Origin of the sequence: Paenibacillus sp. FSL R10-2782 (assembly GCF_038592985.1) — a bacterium.
In the GTDB taxonomy this organism is placed as follows: domain Bacteria; phylum Bacillota; class Bacilli; order Paenibacillales; family Paenibacillaceae; genus Paenibacillus; species Paenibacillus terrae_C.
Map to the genome: position 1 here is coordinate 2,749,502 of NZ_CP151951.1, position 24,456 is coordinate 2,773,957.

A 24,456-nucleotide genomic window follows, 5' to 3' on the forward strand; every position below is an offset into this window, starting at 1 on the left:
TATAATTAAAATATTTCACAATTAAACCTTGCTTTTGGAATGAAATTGCGTTGTTTTCGGTATTTTTTCGACACACTCATCTATGATACTAGATTCTTAGGTCCCAACCTAAGTCTTTAGTCCACTCCGAGCTTTTCACACTTCTAAGCTTTTCACACACATCTGAATTTATATCCAATTACACTACGTTTGGCAATTTAATCACCAAATTAAATCTTAAATTGTCGCTTATTTCTTTTCTTGTCAACCTTACAACCTTGCTTTGTCATGGTTTGTTGTATCCATCTCCATATTTTCACATTTCCATACATATGTACATTAACACCTGAATCGTAAAAACATTTTTGTTTTGCCACATCTTTGTGGGGAGGAAAGGGGTTTGGTATGAATCGAATGGCTTTGGTTTTTCCAGGACAAGGATCTCAGTATACAGGAATGGGAGCCGCATGGCATAGCGATTTTACAGAAGCGGATCGCTTGTTTGAAGAGGCCGCTGATATTTTGGGATATGATCTGAAAGCTTTATGCATGGCAGGTCCGATCACCCAATTATCCAGGACATTCTATACTCAGCCCGCACTTCTTACGATCAGCGTCATTGCATTCCGACGTTATATGCACGAAATCGGGATTATTCCGGAATTTTCAGCAGGTCATAGCCTGGGTGAATACTCAGCTCTGGTAAGTAGCGGTGTTCTATCCTTTGGCGACGCTTTACGACTGGTACAAGAGCGGGGACGCTTCATGGAAGAAACCGCTGAGGCAGGGCTGGGCAGCATGATTGCCATTCGTGGAGCGGAGCTGAACGTCGTGGAAGAATTCTGTCGTCTGCATTCCACAGTCGATCAGCCTGCTGTCATTGCCTGTTACAATTCGCCCAATCAGTATGTCGTCTCTGGTCATCATATTTCGGTAGCTGTGGTTGCTGGCAAGTTAGAACAGCGGGGGGCCCAAATTACTCGCTTGCAGGTCAGCGGTCCTTTTCATAGTCCGCTTATGCAGCATGCTGCGGACAGGCTGACCATCGAGCTGCAAAAATACACCTTCCATGAAGCGCGGTGGCCCGTGATCTCCAATATGACCGCCCAGCCATACCCTGATGTAGACAGCATTCGTCAAGGATTGATTTTGCAAATGACTCACCCGGTTCGATGGATACAAACCATGCAGTATATGGCGAATCATGGCGTGAAGCAGAGCATCGAGTTAGGCCCGCGAACGGTGCTGAAAAATTTGGCGAAGGAAATAAACACTACCATCGAAGTGCTGTCTCTGGACAGAGACTTGGATCGCGTTGAACTGGAACGCCGTTTCTCGATCCGTGATTGGGTTGCCCGTTCCCTTTCACTGGCAGTGTCTACCCCCAATGCCAATTGGAATGAAGATGAGTATCTAAAGGGTGTTATTTCACCTGTCCGGAGACTGGAAGAAATATTGCGGAACTCAGAATCAGGCAGTAGTCGACCACCAGCTTTTGAGCAAAGACAGGAAATACTGGGGTGTATTCGCATGGTGTTGCAAACCAAACGGGTCTCCGAAGGAGAGCAGAAAGTAATGCTAGAGCAATTAAGGAGGGATCAGGATGGAGCAGTTTCAAACTTTAATTGAAATCATTCAAGACCGTGCACGCCGGGATGAGAACGGGATCACCTTTATTTCCGGTGATAAGCAAGAGGAATATGTGTCCTACAGTAAACTTCTGGAGCAAGCATCACAGGTGCTTCATGTATTACAGGAAAAAGGGATACAACCTGGCGATGAGCTGATCATGCAGATCGACGACAATCATACCTTTGTGAATGTATTTTGGGGCTGCCTGCTCGGTGGAATCGTTCCTGTTCCTGTAAGCATCGGGAATAATGATGAGCATAAAATGAAACTGTTTAAAATCTGGAATACGCTCTCCCGCCCTTATATGGTTGCAGATGACAAGGTTTTGGAGCAACTGGAAAAGTACGCGCATCAGCACGAACTGCTGAATTCCTTTGAGCCTGTTAAAAAAGCAACTTTTTCAAGCCATACATTCGACTATTCCGGTCTGAATAAAGGTGTAGTTCATGTATCCAAACCGGAGGATTTGGCTTTTATCCAATTTTCCTCAGGCTCTACAGGTGATCCTAAAGGGGTCATGCTGACACATGAAAATCTGGTTTACAATATTCGGGATGTCGCAAATCAAACGGGCATGAGCTCCAAGGATGCTTATTTGGGTTGGATGCCGCTTACGCATGACCTGGGATTGATCGCCTTTCATTTAACCTGTGTAATCGCTAATGCCAAGCAACTGATTATGCCGACGGCACTTTTTATCCGCCGCCCGTCTTTATGGCTAAAAAAAGTATCGGAGCATAAGGTGACTCAAATATGCTCTCCCAATTTCGGATATAAATTTTTTCTCGATCAGTACAAGCCTGAAACAGCAACTAACTGGGATTTATCAAGCATACGCATGATTTTAAATGGAGCTGAGCCGATATCTGTAGAGCTTTGCCATGTGTTTATGGATGCGATGAGTGTTCACGGCTTGAATAAACATGCGATGTATCCAGTCTATGGATTGGCAGAGGCGAGCGTAGGTGTTTCCACTCCCCCTCTGGACCAAGATACCTTTATTCCGTTTCATTTGAATCGGCAGCAGCTACACGTAGGTGAACCGATAGAAGAAGTAGACAAGTCTGACAAGCGGTGTCTTACTTTTGTGGATTTGGGGAATCCGTTGGCCAGTACCTCTGTCCGCATTTGCGATGAACATAATCGGGTGTTGGAAGATGGGATGATTGGACACACACAGATCCGCGGCAAAAATGTGACAGCTGGATACTACAACAATCCCGAGGCTACCGCGAAGGTTAAAACAGAGGATGGATGGCTCATCACCGGAGATTTAGGGTTTATGAGAAATGGCCGCCTGGTTATTACTGGTAGAGCCAAGGATATCATTTTCGTGAACGGACAGAACGTTTATCCGCATGACATCGAGAGAACTGCCGAGGAACTGGATGGCGTGGATCTAGGGAAAGTAGCGGTGTGTGGTGTTCATGATGGGCAAACCAGGCAGGATCGTATTGTTGCTTTTGTGATGCACACGAAAAAGATAGAGCAATTTGTGCCGCTTGTCCAAAAACTGAAAAGTCATCTGAATTACCGGGGCGGTTGGCATATTCAGGATGTAGTTCCGATCCGGCGTATCCCTAAAACAACCAGCGGGAAGGTTCAGCGCTTTAAATTAGCCCAAAGTTATGAGCAGGGCGAATTCGATGAAATACTGACATCACTGGCCGAGGCTACTCAAATCGCGCAAGCGGCTGAGCGTACAGTCTTGCCTCAAGGGGAAATAGAACAAAAGCTGATTGGAATCTGCCAGGATATTTTAAATGTAAAGTCGATTGGAACGGATGATAGCTACTTTGATATCGGAGTCACTTCCTTGCAGCTCGTTCAAATTGTGGACCAGTTGGAGGACCAATTAGGGATTCATATTGAGGTGACGGACTTCTTTTCCTATCCGACCATCGCCAAGCTGGCTTCGTATATCTCCAGTCAAAGCCTAAGCAGCGACGCGACTGCAACAACACAGCCCGAGGCCAAGGAGGAAGCGAATGACCGGGATATCGCCATCATCGGCATGTCCGGCAAGTTTCCTCAAGCGGATACACTAGAGCAGTTTTGGGCGAATGTGTCATCAGGGGCAGACAATATCGGTCCGTACAGCGATGAAAGAAGAAAAGATGCCGAAGCTTTCATGTCCCGTCTGAATACGGAAGGACGGAATATGCAAATCGCAGAAGGTGGCTATTTGGACGAAGTAGACAAGTTCGATTACTCCTTCTTTAAGCTGACACCACGGGAAGCTTCGCTAATGGACCCGAATCAACGGTTATTTCTACAAACCGCCTGGAGCACGATTGAGGATGCGGGGTATGGTGGCAAGCAGCTGGCAGGCCAAAAGGTTGGCGTGTATGTTGGCTTCTCCAAAACCAGCTTCGAATATGAGCGTTTGTTGTCCGAGGTGGAACCAGGCGCGCTGCCGAACTTTGCCATTGGTAATTTATCGTCCATTATTTCCAGCCGGATTGCGTATTTACTCGATCTAAAAGGCCCGGCCTTAACGATTGATACAGCATGCTCTTCCTCACTCGTGGCGGTGCATCTGGCCTGCAAGTCCATCCTCAATGGAGACTGCGATATGGCACTGGCAGGTGGAGTGAAGACGATTTTGCTGCCGTTGAAAGCGGGTATAGGCATGGAATCCTCCGATGATCGGGCACGAGCCTTCGATGACCAGTCGGACGGAACGGGCTGGGGCGAAGGCGTTGGAGCCGTTTTCCTGAAGCCGCTGCGCAAGGCAGAACAAGACGGTGACAACATTTTGGCCGTGATCAAGGGAAGTGCCATCAATCAGGACGGCAGCACGATTGGCATTTCCGCACCGAATGCGCTCGCTCAGGCGGAAGTGATTTCGGAGGCGTGGCGCGATGCACAGATTGATCCAGAAACGGTGAGCTATATCGAAGCGCATGGCACCGGAACTAAGCTGGGTGATCCGATCGAGATTGACGGCATTACCAAGGCTTTCCGCAAGCGTACACAGCGCAAGCAATTTGTGGCGATCAGCACAGTCAAAACGAATATCGGCCATTTATACGAAGCCGCCGGAATTGCGGGCTTGATCAAATCCGTACTGTCCATGAAGCATCAACAGATTGCGCCACTCGTTCATTTTCGCACGCCAAACCAGAAGATCCATTTCGAGGAATCTCCGGTATATGCCAATACGAAGCTGAGGGAATGGAAGACGGACGGCTTCCCGAGAAGAAGCGGGCTGAGTTCCTTTGGATTCAGTGGGACAAACTGCCATGTGGTGCTGGAGGAATATATAGCAAAGACGGAATCGGATAAATCCTCCACGGGCAGCAGCAATGGGTCATCACCGCTGCTGCTGACCCTGTCAGCGCGGAGTGAATCCGCTTTGCGCGAGTTGGTCGGGCGGTACGCAGAACGGTTCAAACGGGCGGAAGAACTCGTGATGCAGAATGTATGCTATACGGCTAACACGGGCAGAAGCCACCTGAATCACCGGATTGCGGTGACTGCCGCAGGAGCGGATGCGCTGAAAGCAAAGGTGCTTCAGTTGCACGAACAAGGCAGAGCTGTCGAAGGTGTATACACCGGGAAAGCGGATAGCACAGGTGGCGCAGAGACGGTCACTGGAAGCTTGGACACGCTGCAATCACTGGAGCAACTGGCTGCCAAGTATGTGCAGGGAGCGCAGATCAATTGGAGTGCCCTATATGCAGGTAAGCACTACAAAAAGGTTTCTCTGCCTACGTATCCATTCGAACGGAAAAGATGCTGGATTAACGTGCCCGAGCAGGTTCGAAAGGAGCAGAAGGCACCCGTTCATGAAAACTCAACAGTAAGGGAGACTGGAATTATGGGGAACGAGTACTCGGTGTCAGCATCGGCTACTGATCAGCACAAATCTTCTATCCTTGAAAGATTAGCGAAAATGATCAGTAACGTGTCCCAGCTCAGTCTGGAGGAGCTGGAGCCACAAATACATTTTCTGGAGCTTGGGCTGGATTCCATTAATTTGTCCCAGGTTCGCCACAGTATCAAGGATACCTTCGGACTAGACGTTCCAATGAACGAATTTTTCGAATCGTTGACCACACTGGAGCTGTTAACCAGCTACGTAGCCGAGCGGGTGAGCATTTCCACGTCTGCTGAAACCCCGGTTCAGTCTGTGGGAAATCGTCCGGAAACAGCTCTGAATCAGGCTGATCATGCAGCTTCTCCGTTAACCCAACTGTCTCATGAATCCGGCGTTCCGGCTGGGCAAACACGGGCTCAAAGCTTCCCAATCGCTACAGCTCCGGGTGTAGAGCGAATTTTGGAGCAACAGCTACATCTGATGTCACAGCAGCTTGATGTTCTCCGGCATCAGCCATCTGCATCCGTAATAGCTTCTGAGCCATTTAACACGGAATCCGGCGTTTTGCCATCAGCAAGTAGAGGAAGCGCGGAGATTATCCGTACCGAATCCAAGCAGGAAGTTGCGGCCGCATTAGCACCCGCTCCATCCGTACAGGCTATTCCCAAGCAGACAGGCAATGAAGCCAAGCCGTTTACACCTTATAAAAAGCTGGATGTCAAAGCACGTGAATTGCTTTCTCTCCGTCAGGAACAACATCTGCAAGAGCTGATTGAACGCTACACGGCCCGTACGCGTAGCACCAAACAGTACACCCAGCAGTACCGCTCCGTATACGCCAATAACCGTAATGTGGCTGGTTTTCGGCCAGTTTTGAAGGAAATGGTGTACCAAATCGTTTCTCAGCGTGCAGACGGGTCTAAAATTTGGGATCTGGACGGCAATGAATATGTCGATTTGACGATGGGCTTTGGCGTAAATCTGTTCGGACACAATCCGGCCTTTATTCGTGAAAAAATGGAGGAAGAGCTGAAGAACGGCATGTGTGTCGGCCCGATGTCCAACATGGCTGGACAAGTCGCCGAGAAAATTTGCAAGATGACCGGCGTGGAACGGATTGCACTGTACAATTCCGGCACGGAGGCCGTCATGGTCGCGCTCCGTTTGGCACGTGCTGCTACGGGACGGGCTAAAGTTGTCATTTTTGCCGGCTCGTATCACGGTACATTTGACGGGGTGCTGGCGCTGGGGAGCGCGAGTGACAACAAAGAGCATTCGACACCTCTCGCTCCAGGTATTTTGCAGCATATGGTGGACGATATCGTCGTGCTTCATTATGGAGCGGACAATTCCCTGGATTACATCCGCACCCATGCGCATGAGCTGGCCGCGGTTGTCGTGGAGCCGGTGCAAAGCCGTCGACCAGATTTTCAGCCTCAAGCCTTTTTGCAGGACATTCGCCAGATTACGGAACAGTCGGGTACTGCCTTCATTTTTGATGAAGTCATAACAGGCTTCAGGATTCACCCGGGAGGGGCACAAGCGTGGTTTGGGGTGCAAGCTGACCTTGTGACCTACGGTAAAATCATTGGCGGCGGTATGCCCATCGGTATCGTAGCCGGGAAAGCCGCCTTTATGAACGGGATCGACGGAGGTACGTGGAGCTTCGGAGACGATTCCTATCCACAACATGAGCAGCAGCGGACCTTTGTCGCAGGAACCTTCTGCCATCATCCGCTGGCAATGGCTGCATCCTTAGCGGTGCTGGATCATTTGGAGCACAATGGCGAGCAGCTGCAAAATCGCTTGAACAGCCGCACCTCGGCGTTAGCAGCCGAGATGAACAGCTATTTCACGGACGAACACGTACCTATGAAAGTTGTTAACTTTGGCTCCCTGTTCCGCTTCGTGCTCAAAGGCGATCTGGAATTATTCTTTTATCACATGCTGGACAAAGGCATCTATATTTGGGAGGGACGAAACTGCTTCTTGTCCACGGCTCATACCGAGGAAGATATTGCGCGAATCGTGCAAGCGGTCAAGGATAGCGTGAACGAGCTGCGTAAAGGAGGATTTTTACCAGACCCGCCACCGAATGGAAACGGCCCTGGGCCGGGTAAGCAACCTGTACCTGTAACCATACCTGCAGAGGCTGAAGCAGTGGGCGCTCCAGAAACCGTTATTGCGCTGACTCCAGATCAAAAACAGCTCTGGTTTGCCTCTGTCTCGGAACGAAGTGACTCTCAATGAATAAGATCACCAAAGAACTGAATGAGAAACTTTTCACCCTGGGAGAGCTTTCCCGCAATTCGTAAGCCACGCATGCCAAATGTCAGGCCTTATCATAGGGCCTGGCATTTTTAGTATGTCTGGCTTCGCCACGTCGAGGCAGATCATTTTGGTGCTGGTGTTGGAGCGTCGTTTATGGTTATCATAGACGAAGGTATGAATCTATCGTTTATATTCAGACACAAAAGGAGATACAAGATGGCTGAACCTTTAAAAAATATGTACACTGAGGATTTTCTTCGCCTGTTCGGCGAAAGAGTACAAACTGCTTATAGCTCGTTTGATACCCAGGGATTTATCCATCAAGTCATGGACGAGACGTGGAATGAGCTGGAGCTAAAAGCCCGGATGCGGCGGATTTCGCTAACATTGGGAACATTCTTGCCAAGTCGTTATGAAGAAGCCTTGGCTGTCCTTTTTGCCATAGACGAGCATTGCAGCGGTTTCCCGTACCTATTCTTTCCGGATTTTGTGGAGGTGTATGGACAGGGAGAGGAACACTGGACGCTTTCCATGGAAGCGCTGGAGCGTTTCACTAGGAAGTCATCTGCGGAGTTTGCCGTGAGACCCTTCCTCCTGCGTGAACCGGAACGGATGATGCGCCAGATGACGGTCTGGGCGGGACATTCGAGCGAGCACGTTCGCCGTCTTGCCAGCGAAGGCTGTCGTCCACGTCTGCCGTGGGGGCAGGCGTTGCCCATATTTAAGCGCGATCCCGCTCCGGTATTGGCCGTGCTGGAACTGTTGAAAACCGATCCCTCACTCTATGTACGTAAAAGTGTAGCCAACAACCTGAACGACATCGCCAAGGACCATCCCGAAACGGTCATTGCAACAGCTCTACGATGGAAAGGTACGCATCCTGACACCGACTGGATCGTACGTCACGGCTGCAGGACCCTGATTCGCAAGTCCAGCCCCGAGGTGATGGCACTGTTCGGCTATGCCGAAGAAACAAACGGGTCCCCGTTAGTCACGGAAGCGTCTTTTACCGCCGATCCTGCTGTGTTGAAGCTCGGGGATAGCTGTGAACTGAGCTACGCGCTTCAACTTCGGGAAGGCGACCCGGTGCGAGTCCGCATCGAATATGGCATCGACTTTGTGAAGGCGAGAGGACAAGTCTCGCGTAAATTGTTTCTGCTTTCTGACAAAACCGTCCCCGGAGGAACCCGTCTTACAGGTATGCGGACCCACCGTTTTGCAGACCTGACGACCCGCCGCCATTATCCAGGAGCACACCGTATTATACTGCTGGTAAACGGACAGGAAGCTGCATCTACGGAAGTCGAACTCCAGTTTTAAAAGCTTTATAGCAGCAGAGAGAAAGAGTCTGAAACCAGGCTCTTTCTTTTTGTCGTTCGCTTTTACGGACATTATTTTTCCCAAAAAAATAATGTTGGGTTTAGAACCTGGTACTAGGACGTGTTATAATAAGATTATATCGTAGCTTTCATCTTATGTATAAAGGGGAATGTACAATTTGACAGATCAACAGCAATGGCTTGCGCCTGAATATTACAATATGACTGCGGAAATGGAGCACCATGACGCTGGCAAAGCAGCAATCAAGTGGTTAAGCGACACAGGAGACTACGAGGAGATTACCTACGGGGAGCTGCTCAAAAAGGCTAATCGACTGGCAGGAGGACTCGCAGGGCTGGGATTTAACAAAGGAGACCGGGTTCTGGTCATAGTACCGCGTCGCATTATTGCGTATGTGATTTACCTGGCATGCTTAAAGCTGGGACTTGCCGTCATTCCTTCTTCCGAAATGCTGCGGGCCAAGGATATTGCCTATCGGCTTCGCCATTCGGAAGCACGCGGGGTGATTGCCTGGACCGGAGTAACTGGTGAGGTGAACAAAGTAGACGGGGATTTGCCTTCCCTGGATTACCGTATCGCGGTTTCCAGCGACGACACGGTAGCTGAACCCGGCTGGCTTGCGCTGAATGAGCTGATGGCAGGACAGGAAGATACCTTTGAAGCTGTGAAAACGCACCGGGATGACATGGCAATTCTTGCCTATACCTCCGGTACCACGGGAAATCCTAAAGGTGTCGTACATAGCCACGGCTGGGGGTATGCCCATCTTCGGATTACATCCCCTTGGCTGGATATCCAAGCCTCCGATACGGTATGGGCTACAGCTGCGCCAGGATGGCAAAAATGGATTTGGAGTCCGTTTTTATCCGTACTGGGTAATGGAGCGACTGGATTCGTATATCATGGTTCGTTTCGTCCGGGTCGATATTTACAGCTCATGCAGCAGTACGGAATTCAAGTGTTGTGCTGTACCCCGACGGAATACCGGATTATGGCGAAAGCAGACGGTCTGGATCAATATGATCTGTCCCAATTGCGCAGTGCGGTTTCTGCTGGAGAGCCTCTTAATCAGGAGGTCATTAACAAGTTTCAGGAGCAGTTCAACATTACGATTCGTGACGGCTACGGTCAGACGGAAAGCACTTTGATTATTGGTAATTTGAAGGACGCGCCATTGCGCACAGGTTCAATGGGTAAATCTATTGCGCCGGGACTGGTTGAGATCGTAGACGAGGACGGTGTTCCGTTGACTCCAGGTCAGGTGGGAGATATTGCAGTACGTGCTGATCTGCCGGCATTATTCCATACGTATTATCTTGACCCAGAGCGCAAAGAATTCAGCATCCATGGAGACTATTTTGTTACAGGAGATCGGGCGCGCAAGGACGAGGATGGATATTTTTGGTTCGAAGGACGCGGTGACGATATCATTATCAGCTCCGGTTATACCATCGGCCCCTTTGAAGTGGAGGAAGCACTCATGAAGCATGACTCCGTACAGGAGTGTGCTGTCGTAGCCAGTCCTGACGAAATCCGTGGGCATGTCGTAAAAGCTTACGTTGTGCTCAAAGCCGGAATAGAAGAATCTCCAGAGTTGGTGAAGGAACTGCAACATCATGTGAAAGCATGGACAGCACCTTACAAGTATCCACGAAAAATAGAGTTTATTCAGGAGCTTCCCAAAACCAGCTCGGGTAAGATAAGAAGAGTAGAGCTACGTGAACTGGAGAAGCAGTCTGTACTGTAATTGTAGATTGTAAATATCATGAAAAGCGGAACAGGAGCGTGGGAAAATGAGTTCATTTGAAGCATTGCAGGAGCAATATGCAGAGCTTGTTGTAAAAGTAGGTGTCAACATCCAGCCCGGACAGGTGTTTTTGGTCACCGCACCACTGGAAACTGTCGAATTTACGCGGCTGATCGTTAACAAAGCCTATGAAGCAGGAGCCAAATATGTGCAGGTGGAGTTCGAGGACGATCAGATTACGCGCAGCCGTTTTGAGCATGGTGACGAAGCCAGCTTTGATTACTATCCAGCTTGGAAGGCAGAAATGATGGAGAAATTCGCCGAAGAGGGTGGAGCCACGCTAATGATTAAGGTGCCGAATCCGGATTTATATCAAGGTATTGATCCGCAACATGTTTCTCGTGCGACAAAGGCGGCGGCTACGGCGAGAGAAGGCTATGCTCACTATACGCGGAATGCTAAGATTAGCTGGTGTTTGATTAAAGCACCGACGAAGGCTTGGGCCGATAAAGTATTTGCCGATGTAGCAGAGAAGGACCGCATTCGAGTCATGTGGGATACAATTTTCCAAATGAATCGTGTAGACGGCTCTGATCCTATTCAGAATTGGCAGGGCCATCTAAATAATCTTGAACAGCTACAAAATAAGCTGAATCATAAAAACTATAAAAGTCTACACTATCGCGCACCCGGAACAGATTTGAGAATCGAACTGGCCGAAAGACACATTTGGCGCGGCGGCGGCGGTGAAAACGCCCAAGGAATTTATACCGTGGCAAATATGCCGACAGAAGAAGTTTTCACAATGCCTAAACGTACAGGTGTAAATGGTTATGTTACCAGCACGATGCCGTTAAATTTGAACGGACAGCTGGTGGATCGCATTACATTTACCTTTAAGGATGGCAAAGTCACCAAATATACAGCGGAATCCGGTGAGCAGCATTTGACGAATTTGTTGGCTACGGATGAAGGGGCCAGCTATTTGGGTGAAGTTGCGCTGGTGCCGCACGATTCACCGATTTCCAATCTCAATCGCATCTTTTACAACACAGGGATTGATGAAAATGCCTCCTGTCACTTGGCACTGGGGAGTGCATACCCTTTTAACCTCGAAAAAGGAACACAAATGAACCGAGAGGAGCTGCTTCGGAACGGTGCCAATGTCAGCCTGACCCATGTTGACTTTATGATCGGCTCCGCTGAACTGGATATTGACGGCGAGCTGCAAGACGGAAGTACAGAGGCCGTGTTCCGTCATGGGAACTGGGCGATTTAAAACCTTTTCTCAATCTCAATGCATAGCAACCCGCAAGCGATCTTATTCGTTTGCGGGTTTTTGTATATGCTAAATATCAAACTGCGCTTGTATTGCGAAATATAAAGTGCTAAACTGAGTTCAAACATAAATTTAAACAGTGTTTTAAATTGTGTTTAACTTATAGAATTCTGGTCTATTCAATTCCCTCTGATTGGACCAGGTAAGAGGAGGAGAAGTATGAATCACGTAGACAAGAAACAGCAAACCAAAGAAAAAATATTACACGCTGCGCTTGAATTCATTAAAAAGGAAGGCTTCGAGGCGGTTACAATCCGAAAAATTGCCGATCTGTCGACCACCAATATTTCTTTGGTTAATTATTATTTTGGCTCTAAGGAAAATCTGCTCAGTGAAGCCATTGAGGTCATATTAAGTGGCTTTCAGCACACCTTTTCTATTTTGGACAATACATCGATTTCGCCCCAAGATCGGCTGAAACAATTTTTGTTTGATTACTTGCAGGTCATTCGCCAATACCCGGAACTTCTCTCCCGAATCATTGTCATGGGCAGCACGCCCTTTACCTCCCAACAGGAATACGGAAGGTTTTTAAACATGATGGGATTCCCCAAAGTGCAAAGTACGATCAAGGAGCTGACAGGTGAGCAACGGCCAGAGCGATTGTTAGCGATGATGCTGCAAATATTTGGGGCTATTTTTCTTCCCGCATTGATGAGCCCGATTCTTGAATCCGGAGCGGGTGTGGAAATGCCTTCAATCGAGGAGCAATTAAACCTGTTGTTTGATAGATATTTTGATAAATAATAAATGACTGGAGTGAATACTATGAATCTTCTGAGAAAATACTGGCAGGACGCAGGGGCTATCATCGGTGTGATCGTATGTATTGGTTTACTTATGAACAGAACCATTTTTTCCGATATAACAGGAATTTTATGGTTGAGCTTTGTAGCCATCCTTTTTCATCAATTTGAGGAGTATCGCTGGCCTGGATATTTTGCCGGTTTGTTTAACAACGTCATGTTTAAAAGTGAAACCCCGGATCGCTATCCTTTAAACACTCAATCAGCCATGATTATTAATGTTGTGATTGCCTATGTGTTTTATTTACTCCCGATATTATTTCCACACGTGATATGGCTTGGACTCGCACCTGTTTTTATGGGTTTCTTCCAGGTAGTCTGGCACGGCATTGTGGTGAATATAAAAGCAAAAACCTTATATAATCCTGGCTTGTTTACGGCAGTACTCGTGCATGTTCCGGTCGGAATCTGGTACATTCACGATATTGTGAAGTACAATGCACCGACCCTAACAGACTGGATTTGGGGGACGATCTACTTTGCTTTTGCTGTATATATCTTCATCATAAAAGGGAATATGTGGTTGAAAAACAGCAATTCTCCCTATCCTTTTTCTAAGCAACAGTTAGGATCGTATTATCGAAAATAGTGTATGTTGGATGATCTTCAATGTCCTTGTTTACAAGTTGGAAACAAGTAGAGGTATTCTGGAAATGTGGTTCGGTTACACTTGCTTTGTACCTCATTGAAACAAGGAAAGAGTGATCGCATGATAAAACATTCACATCAACCACATGAACCAAAAAAGCTTCCCTATAAGCTAGTGACAGCTACCGCTTTGATGGCTATAAGTTTCGCTGCCATCACCGGATGCGGCAATAGCGGAGAAACAAAATCAACTGCTCCAATTACGGAAGGCGCGGTTGCACCATCTACCGATTCTTCAGCTCAGAAAACGGACAATAATAGTAAGAGTGCAGATACGAGCAAGCAAGGTTCGGATGAAGACCAGCAAAGTCCAAGTGCGGCAGATTCCAAAGAAACCGGAAAGACATCTGAGCAAGGCTCATCCTCGGCCCATCAGTCACCTGCTAGCAGTAGGGCGCCATCTAATGTGCTAACTAATAACAAACACAGTTTCCCAGCAACCATACTCAGCGCAGCCAAGCAGGGGACACTTCCGAATTTGCCCAAAGGTCTTGGTTTGGGAACGGGTAGCGATCTTTTGTTCGAGCTATGGGGAAAATCCGAGTCAGGCTCAACCGGCCATCTACGGAGCTACACCAAGCACCATACGGATATCGTACTGGATGGTAGTGATAAAGTTACAGAGATCACATCATCCGATCCATCGTATACAAAACTGCTCATCAACCAAGTCGTTAAGGAACTGGGTAAGCCGACCGAAACGAATGATACATCCAAAGACGTACCCGGTACAGCAGAAGCCAGTTATACGATCAAAAAAGCTTCCGCGCTGGATCAGTATCTAGTATTTTCTTATCAGACAAAAACACAAAAGGTCAACTATGTCAGATTGTATTTTAACTCCATGACTCCATAAATCTGAGACACAATAAAAGAGTCGCTTCCGTAACCATCCCGGAGGCGACTTATTTTTTCTAAGCGATTACTATTGCATTTTCGCGCAGTGTTGTTTATATTGAATTTAGTGATTGATTAATCACTAATGTGAATCTGTGTTGAACAAAAGGATGGAGATTTCATGACCAAAGCTACGTCAACATCAATAAATCGCCAAAAGGAAATCATATCCGCCGCCATTGAAGTATTTGCAGAGATGGGCTACTATCGTGCGACCACAGCCAAAGTGGCTGAACGGGCCAACATTTCTCAGCCTTATGTTTTCCGTTTTTTCGCTACCAAGGAAGCTTTGCTGATTGAAGCGCTGAAGGTTTCATTTGCACGTATCATCGACTCTTTTCACCGAGTTATTCATTCGGTTTCGTCTGAACGGCTAGAGCAGGAGCTTATTGCAGCATATTCGCAAATTATGGTGGAATACCGCAATGAGATTCTTTTGCAAATGCAGGCGCAAACCATCCACGAGGATGTGGTTGTGAACGTGATGCAGCAGGGATTTCGTGAAATTCATGCGACGGTTTATGATGCTTTCCGCCAAGCAGGTATTGAACAAGCATTGGAAAGAACGATGCTTTTTCTAGCAAGAGGTATGCTTTGTAATATCTCAATGTCCCTGGATCTGCCGGAGCTAATGAAAATAGACGATTAAGTTCGTTTATTTTCATGTTTTGTAATTGATCAATCAATAATAAAATTTATTCCATCACACTTTATTATTGATTGATCACTAAATAATTAATTTATTTAAGGAGTGTTCACAATGAAAAAAGCAATCGTATTAGGTGCAACCGGAGGAACTGGGGCGGCAATTCTACAAGAACTTCTCAACAGAGGCATTGAAACCATCGCCTTCGGACGTTCTTCCAACAAGCTCCAGCAATTACAAGTGTCATTAGGTAAGCCAAAGCATCTGTCTGTTTATAAAGGTGATGTATTCGATGCGAATCAGGTCAGTGACGCAGTTAAGGATGCAGATGTCATTTTTCAATGTGCAGCTGTTCCATACCACGAAATGGAGACACGTCAGCTTCCTTTGGGAGAATCCGTTATGGAGGCAGCCAACCGTTTAGGGAAGAAAATAGTCATCGTTGACGGAATTTATCCGTACGGCAAGGCATTGACCCCTTTAGTGAATGAGGAACATCCCAAAAACCCGCATACCCGCAAGGGAAAGGTCAAGCTGGATTTTGAAAATCTTATATTCAGTTCCCGCTGGGATCATGCACGGCCTATGATTACAAGATTGCCTGATTATTACGGACCTACCGCGAACAAGTCCTCTTATTTAGGATTAACGATGGAGGCTGTGGCTTCTGGAAAACCGGCTATTTTCATAGGAGGATTAAATGTCCCACGCGAATATGTGTATCTGCCCGATGCGGCAGTAATGATCGTGGAATTAGCCAGCCGGGAAGAAGCATACGGTCAAAATTGGAACATACCGGGAGCGGGTGTGATTTCCGGCAAAAAGCTTGTTCAGATTGCACAAAAAGCAAGTGGTAAAATTAAACCTGTCTTTCCACTGCGAAAAACCACACTCCGTCTGATCGGATTATTTAATCCGGTGATTCGTGAAATCGTAGAGATGCTATATCTGACCCAAACACCTGTAGTGCTGGATGGCAGCAAATACGAGCGTGTTGTAGGCCCTATACCCAAGACACCTTTTGAAACAGGCATAACGGATACCATACTGGCATTGAAGAAACGTCAATAATATCTATGATGAGAGGCTATATCAAGTGTACTCATTCGTGCGCCTGTGAGTACCAACTGCTAAATTAGGTTGACAAGGAGCGTACGCTTCGTTATCATCATACCCATAGGGGTATATGTATAATAAAGATTTTAGATTACATGCCCCTCAAAAAATAAGCGGAGGTATGTACAATGTCATCAACTAATATCCAAGCAGATCAAATTCTGGATTGTAAAGGACTTGCTTGCCCCATGCCCATTGTCAAAACGAAAAAAGCCATGAATGAGCTCAATGCCGGGCAGGTTATTGAAATTCAGGCCACGGATAAAGGCTCATTAGCCGATTTACAGAGCTGGGCCCAAAACACCGGACATCAATATTTAGGTACTCTTCAATCGGGAGATGTCATGCAGCATTATTTACGTAAATCCCATCCTGATGAAACGAGGGGAGAACAGACCTTTCCATGGACGATAAGCCACGAAGAATTGCAGACGAAACTATCCGCAAACGAGAAAATAACGTTGCTGGATGTCCGTGAACCCGCGGAATTTGCTTTCAAACGTATCCCTGGCTCAAAATCCATTCCTCTCGGAGAACTGGAAAGCAGACTCGGTGAGCTAAATGTAGATGGAGAGATCGTAGTGATTTGTCGTACTGGAATCCGTAGTGATCTGGCCTGCCAGCAATTAGTAGCCAAAGGCGCCCAAAACGTCAAAAATGTGCTTTTAGGCATATCCGCATGGACAGGTGCGACTGAGGGGAGCAAAACCATATGAATACGACAACAGGAATCAACGCCATGACAGCGCAGGAATTGACTAAAATCATTTTAAATAAAGAACATCTCTTTATTGTAGATGTCCGCAACGAAAGTGATTTTAACAATTGGAAGGTGGAGGGCGAACAGATTGAGATTATCAACCTTCCGTATTTCGATTTGCTGGATGGCGTTGACCATGTACTGGAGCAAATTCCCGATAATGAACCCGTGTTAGTCATCTGCGCCAAGGAAGGTTCTTCTATATTTGTCGCAGAACAGTTGGTTGCAGCCGGCCGGACCCAACTATTTTACCTTCAAGGAGGGATGAAAAGCTGGAGTGAATATTTGGCGCCTGTCAAAGTTGCTGAACTACAGAATGGCGGAGAACTATTTCAATTCGTTCGAATCGGCAAAGGCTGTCTTTCCTACATGATCATTTCCGAAGGAGAAGCGGCTGTCGTGGATACACTGCGGATGACGGATATTTACGAACAATTTGCCCGCGAAAAAGGAGCCCTAATCACACATACGATAGACACTCATCTACATGCAGATCATATCTCGGGAGGCAAAAAGCTGGCGGAGAGCGTAGGGGCAACCTATTGGCTGCCCTCCAAAGACGCTGAAGAGCTGACCTTTGATTATGCCAAGCTGGAAGATGGTCATGCCATTACGGTTGGTAACACAACGATTAACATCCAGCCGATTTACTCTCCTGGTCACACCATCGGCAGCACATCCCTCATTGTGGATCAACAATATCTGCTGACCGGAGACATTTTGTTCATTCAATCCATTGGCCGTCCAGATTTGGCGGGGAAAGCGGAGGATTGGGTTGGCGACCTGCACACCACACTTTATACCCGTTACAAGGATTTGCCGGAGGATTTGATCGTACTTCCTGCGCATTTTGGCAGCATCACGGAGCTGGGTAAAGGGGGTAAAGTTTCGGCACGATTAGCAGACATTTACCAGACGAATCCGGGTTTAAGCCTGCAAAGTGAGACTGAATTCAGGAATAGAGTGACTGCTAACTTACCAGAACACCCTAATGCCTATCAAGAAATTCGGCAGACCAATATGGGAAAAATTACACCCACGGAAGAAGAACAGCGAGACATGGAAATGGGACCTAACCGCTGTGCCATACATGACCACTAAAGTGGGTGCATGATGGATATTCTCCTGTATGGAGTCATGGTGCTTCTGGGTCTGATCGGATCATTCTTTTCCGGTTTGCTGGGTATAGGCGGAGCCATTATCAATTATCCGTTATTGCTTTTTGTCCCGGCTGGCTTAGGTGTAGCGCATTTTTCAGCGCAAGAAGTGTCCACGATTAGCATGTTTCAGGTCTTCTTTTCCTCATTAGCGGGAGTATTGGCCTTTCGCAATAGAAAAAACAAGCCTTCCCTTGTGCATAAGGGACTTGTCTTGTATATGGGCACAAGCATTATGCTTGGAAGTCTGATCGGCGGAATGGTATCTCATTTTCTGGACGAACAAGTGATCAATATCATTTATGGGGTGCTGGCGATGCTCGCCGTCGTGCTGATGCTTATACCAAATAAAGGGAAACCCGAACAATCCACAAGCGAAATTACGTTTAACAAATGGATCGCGATGGGGGCCGCCTTTTTGGTCGGTATCATATCAGGCGTCGTAGGTGCAGGAGGGGCATTCATTTTAATTCCTATTATGTTAACCGTGCTCAAGATTCCTACCCGAACGACCATTGCATCCTCACTCGCTATTGTGTTCATTTCTGCCATTGGCGGTGTGATTGGCAAAATATCAACGGGCCATATTCCGATTATCGTAACTGCTTTTACGGTATTGGGGAGTTTGATCGGCGCACCTCTGGGCTCCAAATGGAGTGCGAAAATCAATCCAGTTATTTTGCGATACTGTTTAGTGGTATTGATCCTTCTTACTACCATTAAAATTTGGAGTTCCATATTAGGATTTTAAATAACAAAGTTGCAGTGAAAAAGGAGCTTTCAGGATGAATCAGGAATATACTCAGCAAAAAACTACCATCGTATTATTCAGCGGGGAGCTGGATAAGGCTATCGCTGCATTTATTATCGCAAATGGTGCGGCGGCTTACGACCATGAAGTGACCATCTTCTTTACGTTTTGGGGGCTAAACACGCTGCGTAAGGAGGAACTCGTACGCACAAATAAGGGGCTACTCGAAAAAGCCTTTGGCTGGATCATGCCGCGTGGACCCCAAAAGCTGGCATTGTCCAAAATGAATTTTGCAGGACTCGGCCCGCAGATGATCAAGCATGTCATGAAAAAGCATAATGCGCTTTCTCTTCCGCAGCTTATCGAGCTGGCGCAAGAGCAGGGAATCAAGCTGGTAGCTTGTACCATGACCATGGATCTGCTAGGACTGCAACAGGAAGAACTGATGGACGGTTTGGAATATGCCGGAGTAGCTGCCTACTTGGGGGATGCTACGCAGGGCAAGGTAAATCTATTCATTTAGGGTGTCTTAATTATTTTTTTGGTTTATAATATACCTATACATGTATATGATTAAATCAAAAAGGAGTCTATACCTTATGGATTACAATTATAGTGATGAACTGAAAACACGCCTGAGAAGAATTGAGGGTCAGGTGCGTGGGGTGCTTCGTTTAATGGATGAAGGACAGTCCTGCAAGGACGTAGTAAGCCAGTTATCTGCCGTACGCAACGCATCCGATAAGGCAATTGCCCAAATCGTGGCAGAGAATCTGCAACGTTGTATATTGGAAGAGCAAGAAGCTGGTGGAGATACAGATAAACTTGTTAAGGAAGCAATTCAGCTTCTCGTAAAAAGCCGTTAAGGAGGTCATTTTATTATGTCTTTTAAAGTTGAAAAAGAAATTACTCCTCAGCAGCTCGCGGCCCGTCTGAAACAAAATGAGGAAATTGTCATTATAGATGTACGCGAACCTGCTGAATGGTCAGAAGGCCATATTGAAAGTGCCAAGCACATTCCCCTCGGTCAATTGCTGGAAAGACAACACGAGCTTGATCCAAAGCAAGAAACGATTATAGTATGCAGAAGCGGAAACCGCAGCGGGCTGGCATGTGAATTACTTGGCGAAAAAGGTTTTAATGCGGTTAATATGATCGGTGGCATGAATGAGTGGACAGATACAACGGTATAAGCATAAAATTTTTCTTAGGGCAATATTATTTCAAATAATATTGCCCTCTATACATAAGGAACGGTGAACATAAGTGCCTAAATTTTTGTTGAAATAAACAGGATGTTGAGAAGTTTCGTTCGTAACCCGAATACGAAAACCCCCATTTCCATTGGGTATGATTTCATTTAAATGAATGCTGGATTGTTGAACATCCGTTTCCAGATCCATGTCTTTATGGCAATTACCTGTTGATTTTTGTAAGACGAACCCGTAACATTAGAAAAAAATATAACGGGAGCCTGTGGAAGCAAGCTGAGAGTATGACTAAGCCGTCGTAGACCGTGTGAACCTGTTGGATAATGCCAGCGTAGGGATAACTGTATACATATGTATAAGCCAACAGTCTTTCACAGGTTCCTGAAGAAAGAGGGTTGGTTTTTTGTGTTAGATAAAAAGGCTTTATTGCTACAAAATATGCGGGATACGAATCCGCTCATTCACAATATAACTAATGTGGTCGTCACCAATTTTACGGCAAACGGACTGCTCGCGCTCGGCGCTTCACCAGTTATGGCATACGCCAAAGAGGAAGTCGCAGATATGGCCCGTATTGCAGGGGCGCTTGTACTTAACATCGGGACGTTAAATGAGGAACTTGTAGAGTCCATGATTGTGGCTGGTTTATCGGCTAATGAGCATGGGGTACCCGTGCTGTTAGATCCCGTGGGTGCGGGGGCGACTCCATTCCGCACAGCCTCCGCTCTCCGTATTCTAGATCGGGTCAAGGTGGATATTATTCGCGGTAACGCTGCTGAAGTTGCACAAATCATTGGCGAAGACATGCAGATTAAAGGTGTCGATGCTGGAGAAACAGGTGATTTGAATATTCCACAACTTGCAGTCAAAACAGCCCATCAACTGAATACGATTGTTGCAATCACCGGCAAAGAAGACGTCATTACCGACGGCCGTATAGGATGGATCATTGAAAACGGCCATGGCATGCTTACCAAAGTTACGGGAGCTGGTTGCCTATTAACTTCGGTGCTGGGCGCTTTCGCTGCTGTCGAAAACGACAGGCTTACTGCTGGTATGGTAGCACTTGCCGTATATGGCGTTGCTGCTGAAATGGCAGCGGAACGAAAAGGTGCAGAAGGACCAGGAAGCTTTCAGATCGAGCCGCTTAATATGCTGTTCGCTGTAACGCCGGACGATGTGCGCCAGTACGGTAGGGTGCGCCCGCTAGAATTACAGGGCGGAAAACCCTCAGTCAGTTAACACCGCTCGATTTTTTAACGTCATTGGTTTTAAGTGAAATTGTGGGAAATACACTATACGACGATAAGGTGAGCATTGGGCAACTTTTGTTTGCTTTGATACCGTGGTGCGCGCTGTCCTACTTTTTTGAAAAGGCAACGACCCATTTTGTAAGATTTGGATATATGGCGGAGGGCCGGACTGTACTGCTCATCGAGCCAAACGAAGCGAGGGCCGCAATCAGCAGCAATTGCCGGACCAGGAGCAGCACGATATGCCGCATCCGGTCGAAAATGCTGGCGCCTTGAATCGCTGCCGCCCGCAGCATTGTACCCGACAGATTGCCAAAGGCCCCAAGCTGCACCCTAACCGCATATGGAATTGCTCCGGCGATACCGGCAATGACCAGTAGGGAAGGGGTGCCGTACAAATGAAGGCCGATGGACTCCAGCCATTTCTGATTCCAGATGAAAATATACCCGATCCCCAGGACTACGCCGGGTACCGCCAGCGATACAATCTATGATTTATTGAAGGAGAGGAAGCCTGTGAATTTGCAGCAATTAAAGGTGTTTGTGCTCGCAGTTGAACTGCAGAAGCTGTATCTGGTCGCGCAAAAACTGGAGGTGACGCAGCCTACCGTTACTTTTCATCTGAATAAATTACAGGAGGATATTGGCGTTTCACTGTTTCATACGAAATCTTATCATGTCATTAAGCTGACTGAAGCGGGGAAAGCCTTCTATCATTATGCTTCGCAGATCAATGCCTTGTCCTTGGAGGCCGAATCGCTGATGGACATGCACCGGGGAACGGGAGCAGGCAAACTGGAGTGGAGTAGCCTAAACATTTCCGATAGATATTCCGATAACTATTAAATGGACATATACTGCTTATGTAGGGATTTACAAGGCTGGATTACAGCAGTAGGTTTTTGAAAGCTTACTTACTGGTTAGACAAATACATACTGTTATCAAGGAGAGCATAGATCATGAATAAGAAACGTTTGCGCCAATGGATGGCTCCGTTCGCAACGGCTACATTGATTTTGAATACGGGATATAGCATCTGCGGAGGAACCGATGCAGTGGCGAGTGCGTTGCCGACTGAAGAGCATAATTCGAATCTGACAGGCTTGAATATAGCACAGCCACATACGAAATTAGCATCAGTTCAAGGACGCCATGTGCCAGTTACTTCAGGCACAAAAGTGACTGCGTTTACAAAAAATAGTAATCAAACACCCTATATTAACAAAATGATAAAAGCGATGGCGAGCCAAACCGCTGCTCTAAGTATTGCACCAGCAGAGGTGAGCAATCTGACAGCGGTTCCGCTAGATACAACAAAGGTGAATTTGTCTTGGACCAATCCGTCAGACATCAATTTTGACCATGTAAAGGTGGTCAATGTCAGTACCGATGTGTATGTCAATAACATTAACAGTAACTCTTATACCATGAGCGGATTACAGCCAGATACGACATATACCTTTCGAGTGAAGACGGTGGATAAGAGTGGAAATGAATCTCAAGGTACTACAGTACAGACCAAAACTGCTTCCATTAATGTTCCTGTAGATAAGACACCTCCAGGAGAGGTAAGCGGGCTGACAGCGACGAATGTGGGTTACAACGCTTTTACTGTGAATTATATATTGCCGAAGGATACTGACCTGAGCCAAGCCATTATCTATTTAAATGACAAAGAGGTGCAGCGAACTACAGGGACGTCCTATACGTTCAGTGGATTGATTGCTTCGACAAACTATAAAGTAACAGTTAAGACAGTGGACAAATCCGGCAACATATCTGGAGGGGTCAGTATTCCGGTTACGACTACAGCCCTCACCGTCGATACAGTGCCAGAAGTAACAGGAGCTTCAGTGACATCAGTTAATAACTATAGCGTTACGGTTTCTTGGACGAGGCCCAGCGGAATTAATACGGTCAGTCTGTATAAGGACGGACAGCTGGTAACCGATTCAACGGGAACATCCTATACATTCAACAATCTTTCGGCAAGCCAGACATACACGTTTATGATCAGATCCAAGCGAAGCACAGGTGTATTGTCCTCCGGTGTGAGGCTGACTGCCACAACGAACAGCACGTCCTCCAATTCGTCGGAAGTATCCAATCTTGAAGTAGATAGCAAAAGTGATACCTGGATCAAAATTACTTACGATATGCCGAGTCAGGCTGAAAAAGTAAAAATATATGTTGACGGTGATTATAGGGGTACTACATCCTCTGAATCCTATAAAATTACGGATTTACGTGAAGGACGCTGGTATGAGATTAAGGTTACAACTGTAAATAGCAGTGGAAGGGAATCCAGCGGTGTAAGGATCTCAGAACGTGCAGATAGTTATAGTTATTCCTCGTCGTCATCTAGTTCATCGAACTATGAGAAAGCAAGAGATTTGATGCGAATTGCGGAAAACAGTCTGAATGCTTCTGATTGGCGCTCTGCCAGAGACGCAATCAGTGACCTGCCGAGCGGGACACGTAAAAGCGATCTTCTGGATCGTCTAGAAGCTATTCGCAATAGAGCGGTTGGTACCGGTAGTTCATCGACCGGGACAAGCTCAGCTACATCGAATTCCAGCACAGCGTCTTCATATTCTAACAATGCGTTTTCCTCATATTCAACTTCATTTACCCTGACACCAGGAGCTACATCAGCTTATGTCGATGGTCGTACTACGACGATGGCTCAGGCACCACGAATAATAAATGGGGTAACGATGGTCCCGCTGCGCTTTATCGGTGAACGTGTGGGCTACCAAGTGAACTATGATAAAGGGACTAAAAAGATTATCATGAATCGCCTTACCGATGGCAAACAAGTGGTGCTTCAAGTCAAGAATTCGACTCTTGCAGTGTACGAGTTAAACAACTCTCGGAATTACTCGACGAACATCACAGCTCCGGTTATTATTAACGGGCACACACTGGTTCCATTACGAGTCATTAGCGAGCTTTCGGGCTATCAGGTGAACTATAACGCTGTATCCAAACAAATCACGATTACAAAATAACTGCTTCTGTAAAAACAATTTCATAGTAAATCATTTGGAACACAGCTTGTCGAGAAACCCGGTCATT

20 protein-coding genes, 1 pseudogene and 1 riboswitch are annotated in these 24,456 nt (G+C 46.8%); of the genes and pseudogenes, 20 read left to right on the forward strand and 1 reads right to left on the reverse strand.

Annotation, left to right across the window (positions count from 1 at the left end):
• Positions 1-384: 384 nt before the first annotated feature.
• The 18 genes and pseudogenes from fabD to NST83_RS12500 all read left to right on the forward strand — a co-directional run.
• The gene (fabD, locus tag NST83_RS12415; RefSeq protein WP_342417811.1) at positions 385-1,608 is read left to right on the forward strand and encodes an ACP S-malonyltransferase; all 1,224 of its coding nucleotides are present in this window, start codon (positions 385-387) and stop codon (positions 1,606-1,608) included.
• Positions 1,583-7,684: an aminotransferase class III-fold pyridoxal phosphate-dependent enzyme gene (locus NST83_RS12420; RefSeq protein WP_342417812.1), complete on the forward strand. Its 6,102-nt coding sequence runs from the start codon at positions 1,583-1,585 to the stop codon at positions 7,682-7,684. The genes fabD and NST83_RS12420 overlap by 26 nt, the downstream gene beginning before the upstream one ends.
• Before the next feature lie 237 nt (positions 7,685-7,921).
• On the forward strand, positions 7,922-9,025 hold the full coding sequence (locus NST83_RS12425) for a hypothetical protein (RefSeq protein WP_342417813.1): 1,104 nt from the start codon (positions 7,922-7,924) through the stop codon (positions 9,023-9,025).
• 178 nt (positions 9,026-9,203) lie between these two features.
• Positions 9,204-10,793 carry an acyl--CoA ligase gene (locus tag NST83_RS12430; protein ID WP_342417814.1) on the forward strand — a complete coding sequence of 530 codons (1,590 nt, stop codon included), beginning with the start codon at positions 9,204-9,206 and terminating at the stop codon, positions 10,791-10,793.
• A gap of 46 nt (positions 10,794-10,839) precedes the next feature.
• Complete coding sequence (locus NST83_RS12435) at positions 10,840-12,072, forward strand: aminopeptidase (RefSeq protein ID WP_342417815.1); 1,233 nt, start codon at positions 10,840-10,842, stop codon at positions 12,070-12,072.
• Between the two features lie 219 nt (positions 12,073-12,291).
• Complete coding sequence (locus NST83_RS12440; RefSeq protein WP_342417816.1) at positions 12,292-12,879, forward strand: TetR/AcrR family transcriptional regulator; 588 nt, start codon at positions 12,292-12,294, stop codon at positions 12,877-12,879.
• A 21-nt stretch (positions 12,880-12,900) separates the two neighbouring features.
• A complete protein-coding gene (locus NST83_RS12445; protein ID WP_137063144.1) occupies positions 12,901-13,527 on the forward strand; it encodes an HXXEE domain-containing protein in 627 nt (208 codons plus the stop codon).
• A 120-nt stretch (positions 13,528-13,647) separates the two neighbouring features.
• Complete coding sequence (locus NST83_RS12450) at positions 13,648-14,442, forward strand: DUF4309 domain-containing protein (protein ID WP_342417817.1); 795 nt, start codon at positions 13,648-13,650, stop codon at positions 14,440-14,442.
• Between the two features lie 162 nt (positions 14,443-14,604).
• On the forward strand, positions 14,605-15,132 hold the full coding sequence (locus NST83_RS12455; RefSeq protein ID WP_342417818.1) for a TetR/AcrR family transcriptional regulator: 528 nt from the start codon (positions 14,605-14,607) through the stop codon (positions 15,130-15,132).
• A 111-nt stretch (positions 15,133-15,243) separates the two neighbouring features.
• On the forward strand, positions 15,244-16,200 hold the full coding sequence (locus tag NST83_RS12460; RefSeq protein ID WP_342417819.1) for an SDR family NAD(P)-dependent oxidoreductase: 957 nt from the start codon (positions 15,244-15,246) through the stop codon (positions 16,198-16,200).
• Positions 16,201-16,373: 173 nt separating this feature from the next.
• Positions 16,374-16,961: a sulfurtransferase TusA family protein gene (locus NST83_RS12465; RefSeq protein WP_342417820.1), complete on the forward strand. Its 588-nt coding sequence runs from the start codon at positions 16,374-16,376 to the stop codon at positions 16,959-16,961.
• Positions 16,958-18,106 (forward strand): MBL fold metallo-hydrolase, encoded by a 1,149-nt coding sequence (locus NST83_RS12470; RefSeq protein ID WP_342417821.1) that lies wholly within the window; start codon positions 16,958-16,960, stop codon positions 18,104-18,106. Before NST83_RS12465 ends, NST83_RS12470 begins: the two co-directional genes overlap by 4 nt.
• A 12-nt stretch (positions 18,107-18,118) precedes the next feature.
• Positions 18,119-18,913, forward strand: a complete 795-nt coding sequence (locus NST83_RS12475) for a sulfite exporter TauE/SafE family protein (RefSeq protein WP_342417942.1) — start codon at positions 18,119-18,121, stop codon at positions 18,911-18,913.
• 34 nt (positions 18,914-18,947) lie between these two features.
• Positions 18,948-19,436, forward strand: coding sequence for a DsrE/DsrF/DrsH-like family protein (locus NST83_RS12480; RefSeq protein WP_137063150.1), 489 nt, complete (start codon positions 18,948-18,950; stop codon positions 19,434-19,436).
• A gap of 76 nt (positions 19,437-19,512) precedes the next feature.
• Positions 19,513-19,779 carry a metal-sensitive transcriptional regulator gene (locus NST83_RS12485; RefSeq protein WP_044645886.1) on the forward strand — a complete coding sequence of 89 codons (267 nt, stop codon included), beginning with the start codon at positions 19,513-19,515 and terminating at the stop codon, positions 19,777-19,779.
• Between the two features lie 15 nt (positions 19,780-19,794).
• Positions 19,795-20,106 (forward strand): rhodanese-like domain-containing protein, encoded by a 312-nt coding sequence (locus tag NST83_RS12490; protein ID WP_137063151.1) that lies wholly within the window; start codon positions 19,795-19,797, stop codon positions 20,104-20,106.
• Between the two features lie 263 nt (positions 20,107-20,369).
• Positions 20,370-20,479: riboswitch (TPP riboswitch) on the forward strand.
• A 50-nt stretch (positions 20,480-20,529) separates the two neighbouring features.
• Positions 20,530-21,366, forward strand: a complete 837-nt coding sequence (gene thiM / locus NST83_RS12495; protein WP_342417822.1) for a hydroxyethylthiazole kinase — start codon at positions 20,530-20,532, stop codon at positions 21,364-21,366.
• Between the two features lie 23 nt (positions 21,367-21,389).
• Positions 21,390-21,437, forward strand: a pseudogene (locus NST83_RS12500) (hypothetical protein); the annotation flags it as partial.
• Positions 21,438-21,484: 47 nt separating this feature from the next.
• On the opposite strand, the gene NST83_RS12505 reads toward NST83_RS12500, so the two are convergent.
• Positions 21,485-21,775 carry a hypothetical protein gene (locus tag NST83_RS12505; RefSeq protein WP_342418050.1) on the reverse strand — a complete coding sequence of 97 codons (291 nt, stop codon included), beginning with the start codon at positions 21,773-21,775 and terminating at the stop codon, positions 21,485-21,487.
• Between the two features lie 118 nt (positions 21,776-21,893).
• Between NST83_RS12505 and NST83_RS12510 the strand changes: the two genes are divergently transcribed.
• Together NST83_RS12510 and NST83_RS12515 are read left to right on the forward strand one after the other, a co-directional pair.
• A complete protein-coding gene (locus NST83_RS12510) occupies positions 21,894-22,223 on the forward strand; it encodes a LysR family transcriptional regulator (RefSeq protein WP_342417823.1) in 330 nt (109 codons plus the stop codon).
• 114 nt (positions 22,224-22,337) lie between these two features.
• Positions 22,338-24,389, forward strand: coding sequence for a fibronectin type III domain-containing protein (locus NST83_RS12515; RefSeq protein ID WP_342417824.1), 2,052 nt, complete (start codon positions 22,338-22,340; stop codon positions 24,387-24,389).
• The last annotated feature ends 67 nt before the right edge of the window (positions 24,390-24,456 follow it).

Bases quoted from the DNA above. Each gene is read 5' to 3' on its own strand.
- fabD (WP_342417811.1), top strand. From the start codon at position 385: ATGAATCGAATGGCTTTGGTTTTTCCAGGACAAGGATCTCAGTATACA.
- NST83_RS12420 (WP_342417812.1), top strand. From the start codon at position 1,583: ATGGAGCAGTTTCAAACTTTAATTGAAATCATTCAAGACCGTGCACGC.
- NST83_RS12425 (WP_342417813.1), top strand. From the start codon at position 7,922: ATGGCTGAACCTTTAAAAAATATGTACACTGAGGATTTTCTTCGCCTG.
- NST83_RS12435 (WP_342417815.1), top strand. From the start codon at position 10,840: ATGAGTTCATTTGAAGCATTGCAGGAGCAATATGCAGAGCTTGTTGTA.
- NST83_RS12440 (WP_342417816.1), top strand. From the start codon at position 12,292: ATGAATCACGTAGACAAGAAACAGCAAACCAAAGAAAAAATATTACAC.
- NST83_RS12445 (WP_137063144.1), top strand. From the start codon at position 12,901: ATGAATCTTCTGAGAAAATACTGGCAGGACGCAGGGGCTATCATCGGT.
- NST83_RS12450 (WP_342417817.1), top strand. From the start codon at position 13,648: ATGATAAAACATTCACATCAACCACATGAACCAAAAAAGCTTCCCTAT.
- NST83_RS12455 (WP_342417818.1), top strand. From the start codon at position 14,605: ATGACCAAAGCTACGTCAACATCAATAAATCGCCAAAAGGAAATCATA.
- NST83_RS12460 (WP_342417819.1), top strand. From the start codon at position 15,244: ATGAAAAAAGCAATCGTATTAGGTGCAACCGGAGGAACTGGGGCGGCA.
- NST83_RS12465 (WP_342417820.1), top strand. From the start codon at position 16,374: ATGTCATCAACTAATATCCAAGCAGATCAAATTCTGGATTGTAAAGGA.
- NST83_RS12470 (WP_342417821.1), top strand. From the start codon at position 16,958: ATGAATACGACAACAGGAATCAACGCCATGACAGCGCAGGAATTGACT.
- NST83_RS12475 (WP_342417942.1), top strand. From the start codon at position 18,119: ATGGATATTCTCCTGTATGGAGTCATGGTGCTTCTGGGTCTGATCGGA.
- NST83_RS12480 (WP_137063150.1), top strand. From the start codon at position 18,948: ATGAATCAGGAATATACTCAGCAAAAAACTACCATCGTATTATTCAGC.
- NST83_RS12485 (WP_044645886.1), top strand. From the start codon at position 19,513: ATGGATTACAATTATAGTGATGAACTGAAAACACGCCTGAGAAGAATT.
- NST83_RS12490 (WP_137063151.1), top strand. From the start codon at position 19,795: ATGTCTTTTAAAGTTGAAAAAGAAATTACTCCTCAGCAGCTCGCGGCC.
- NST83_RS12515 (WP_342417824.1), top strand. From the start codon at position 22,338: ATGAATAAGAAACGTTTGCGCCAATGGATGGCTCCGTTCGCAACGGCT.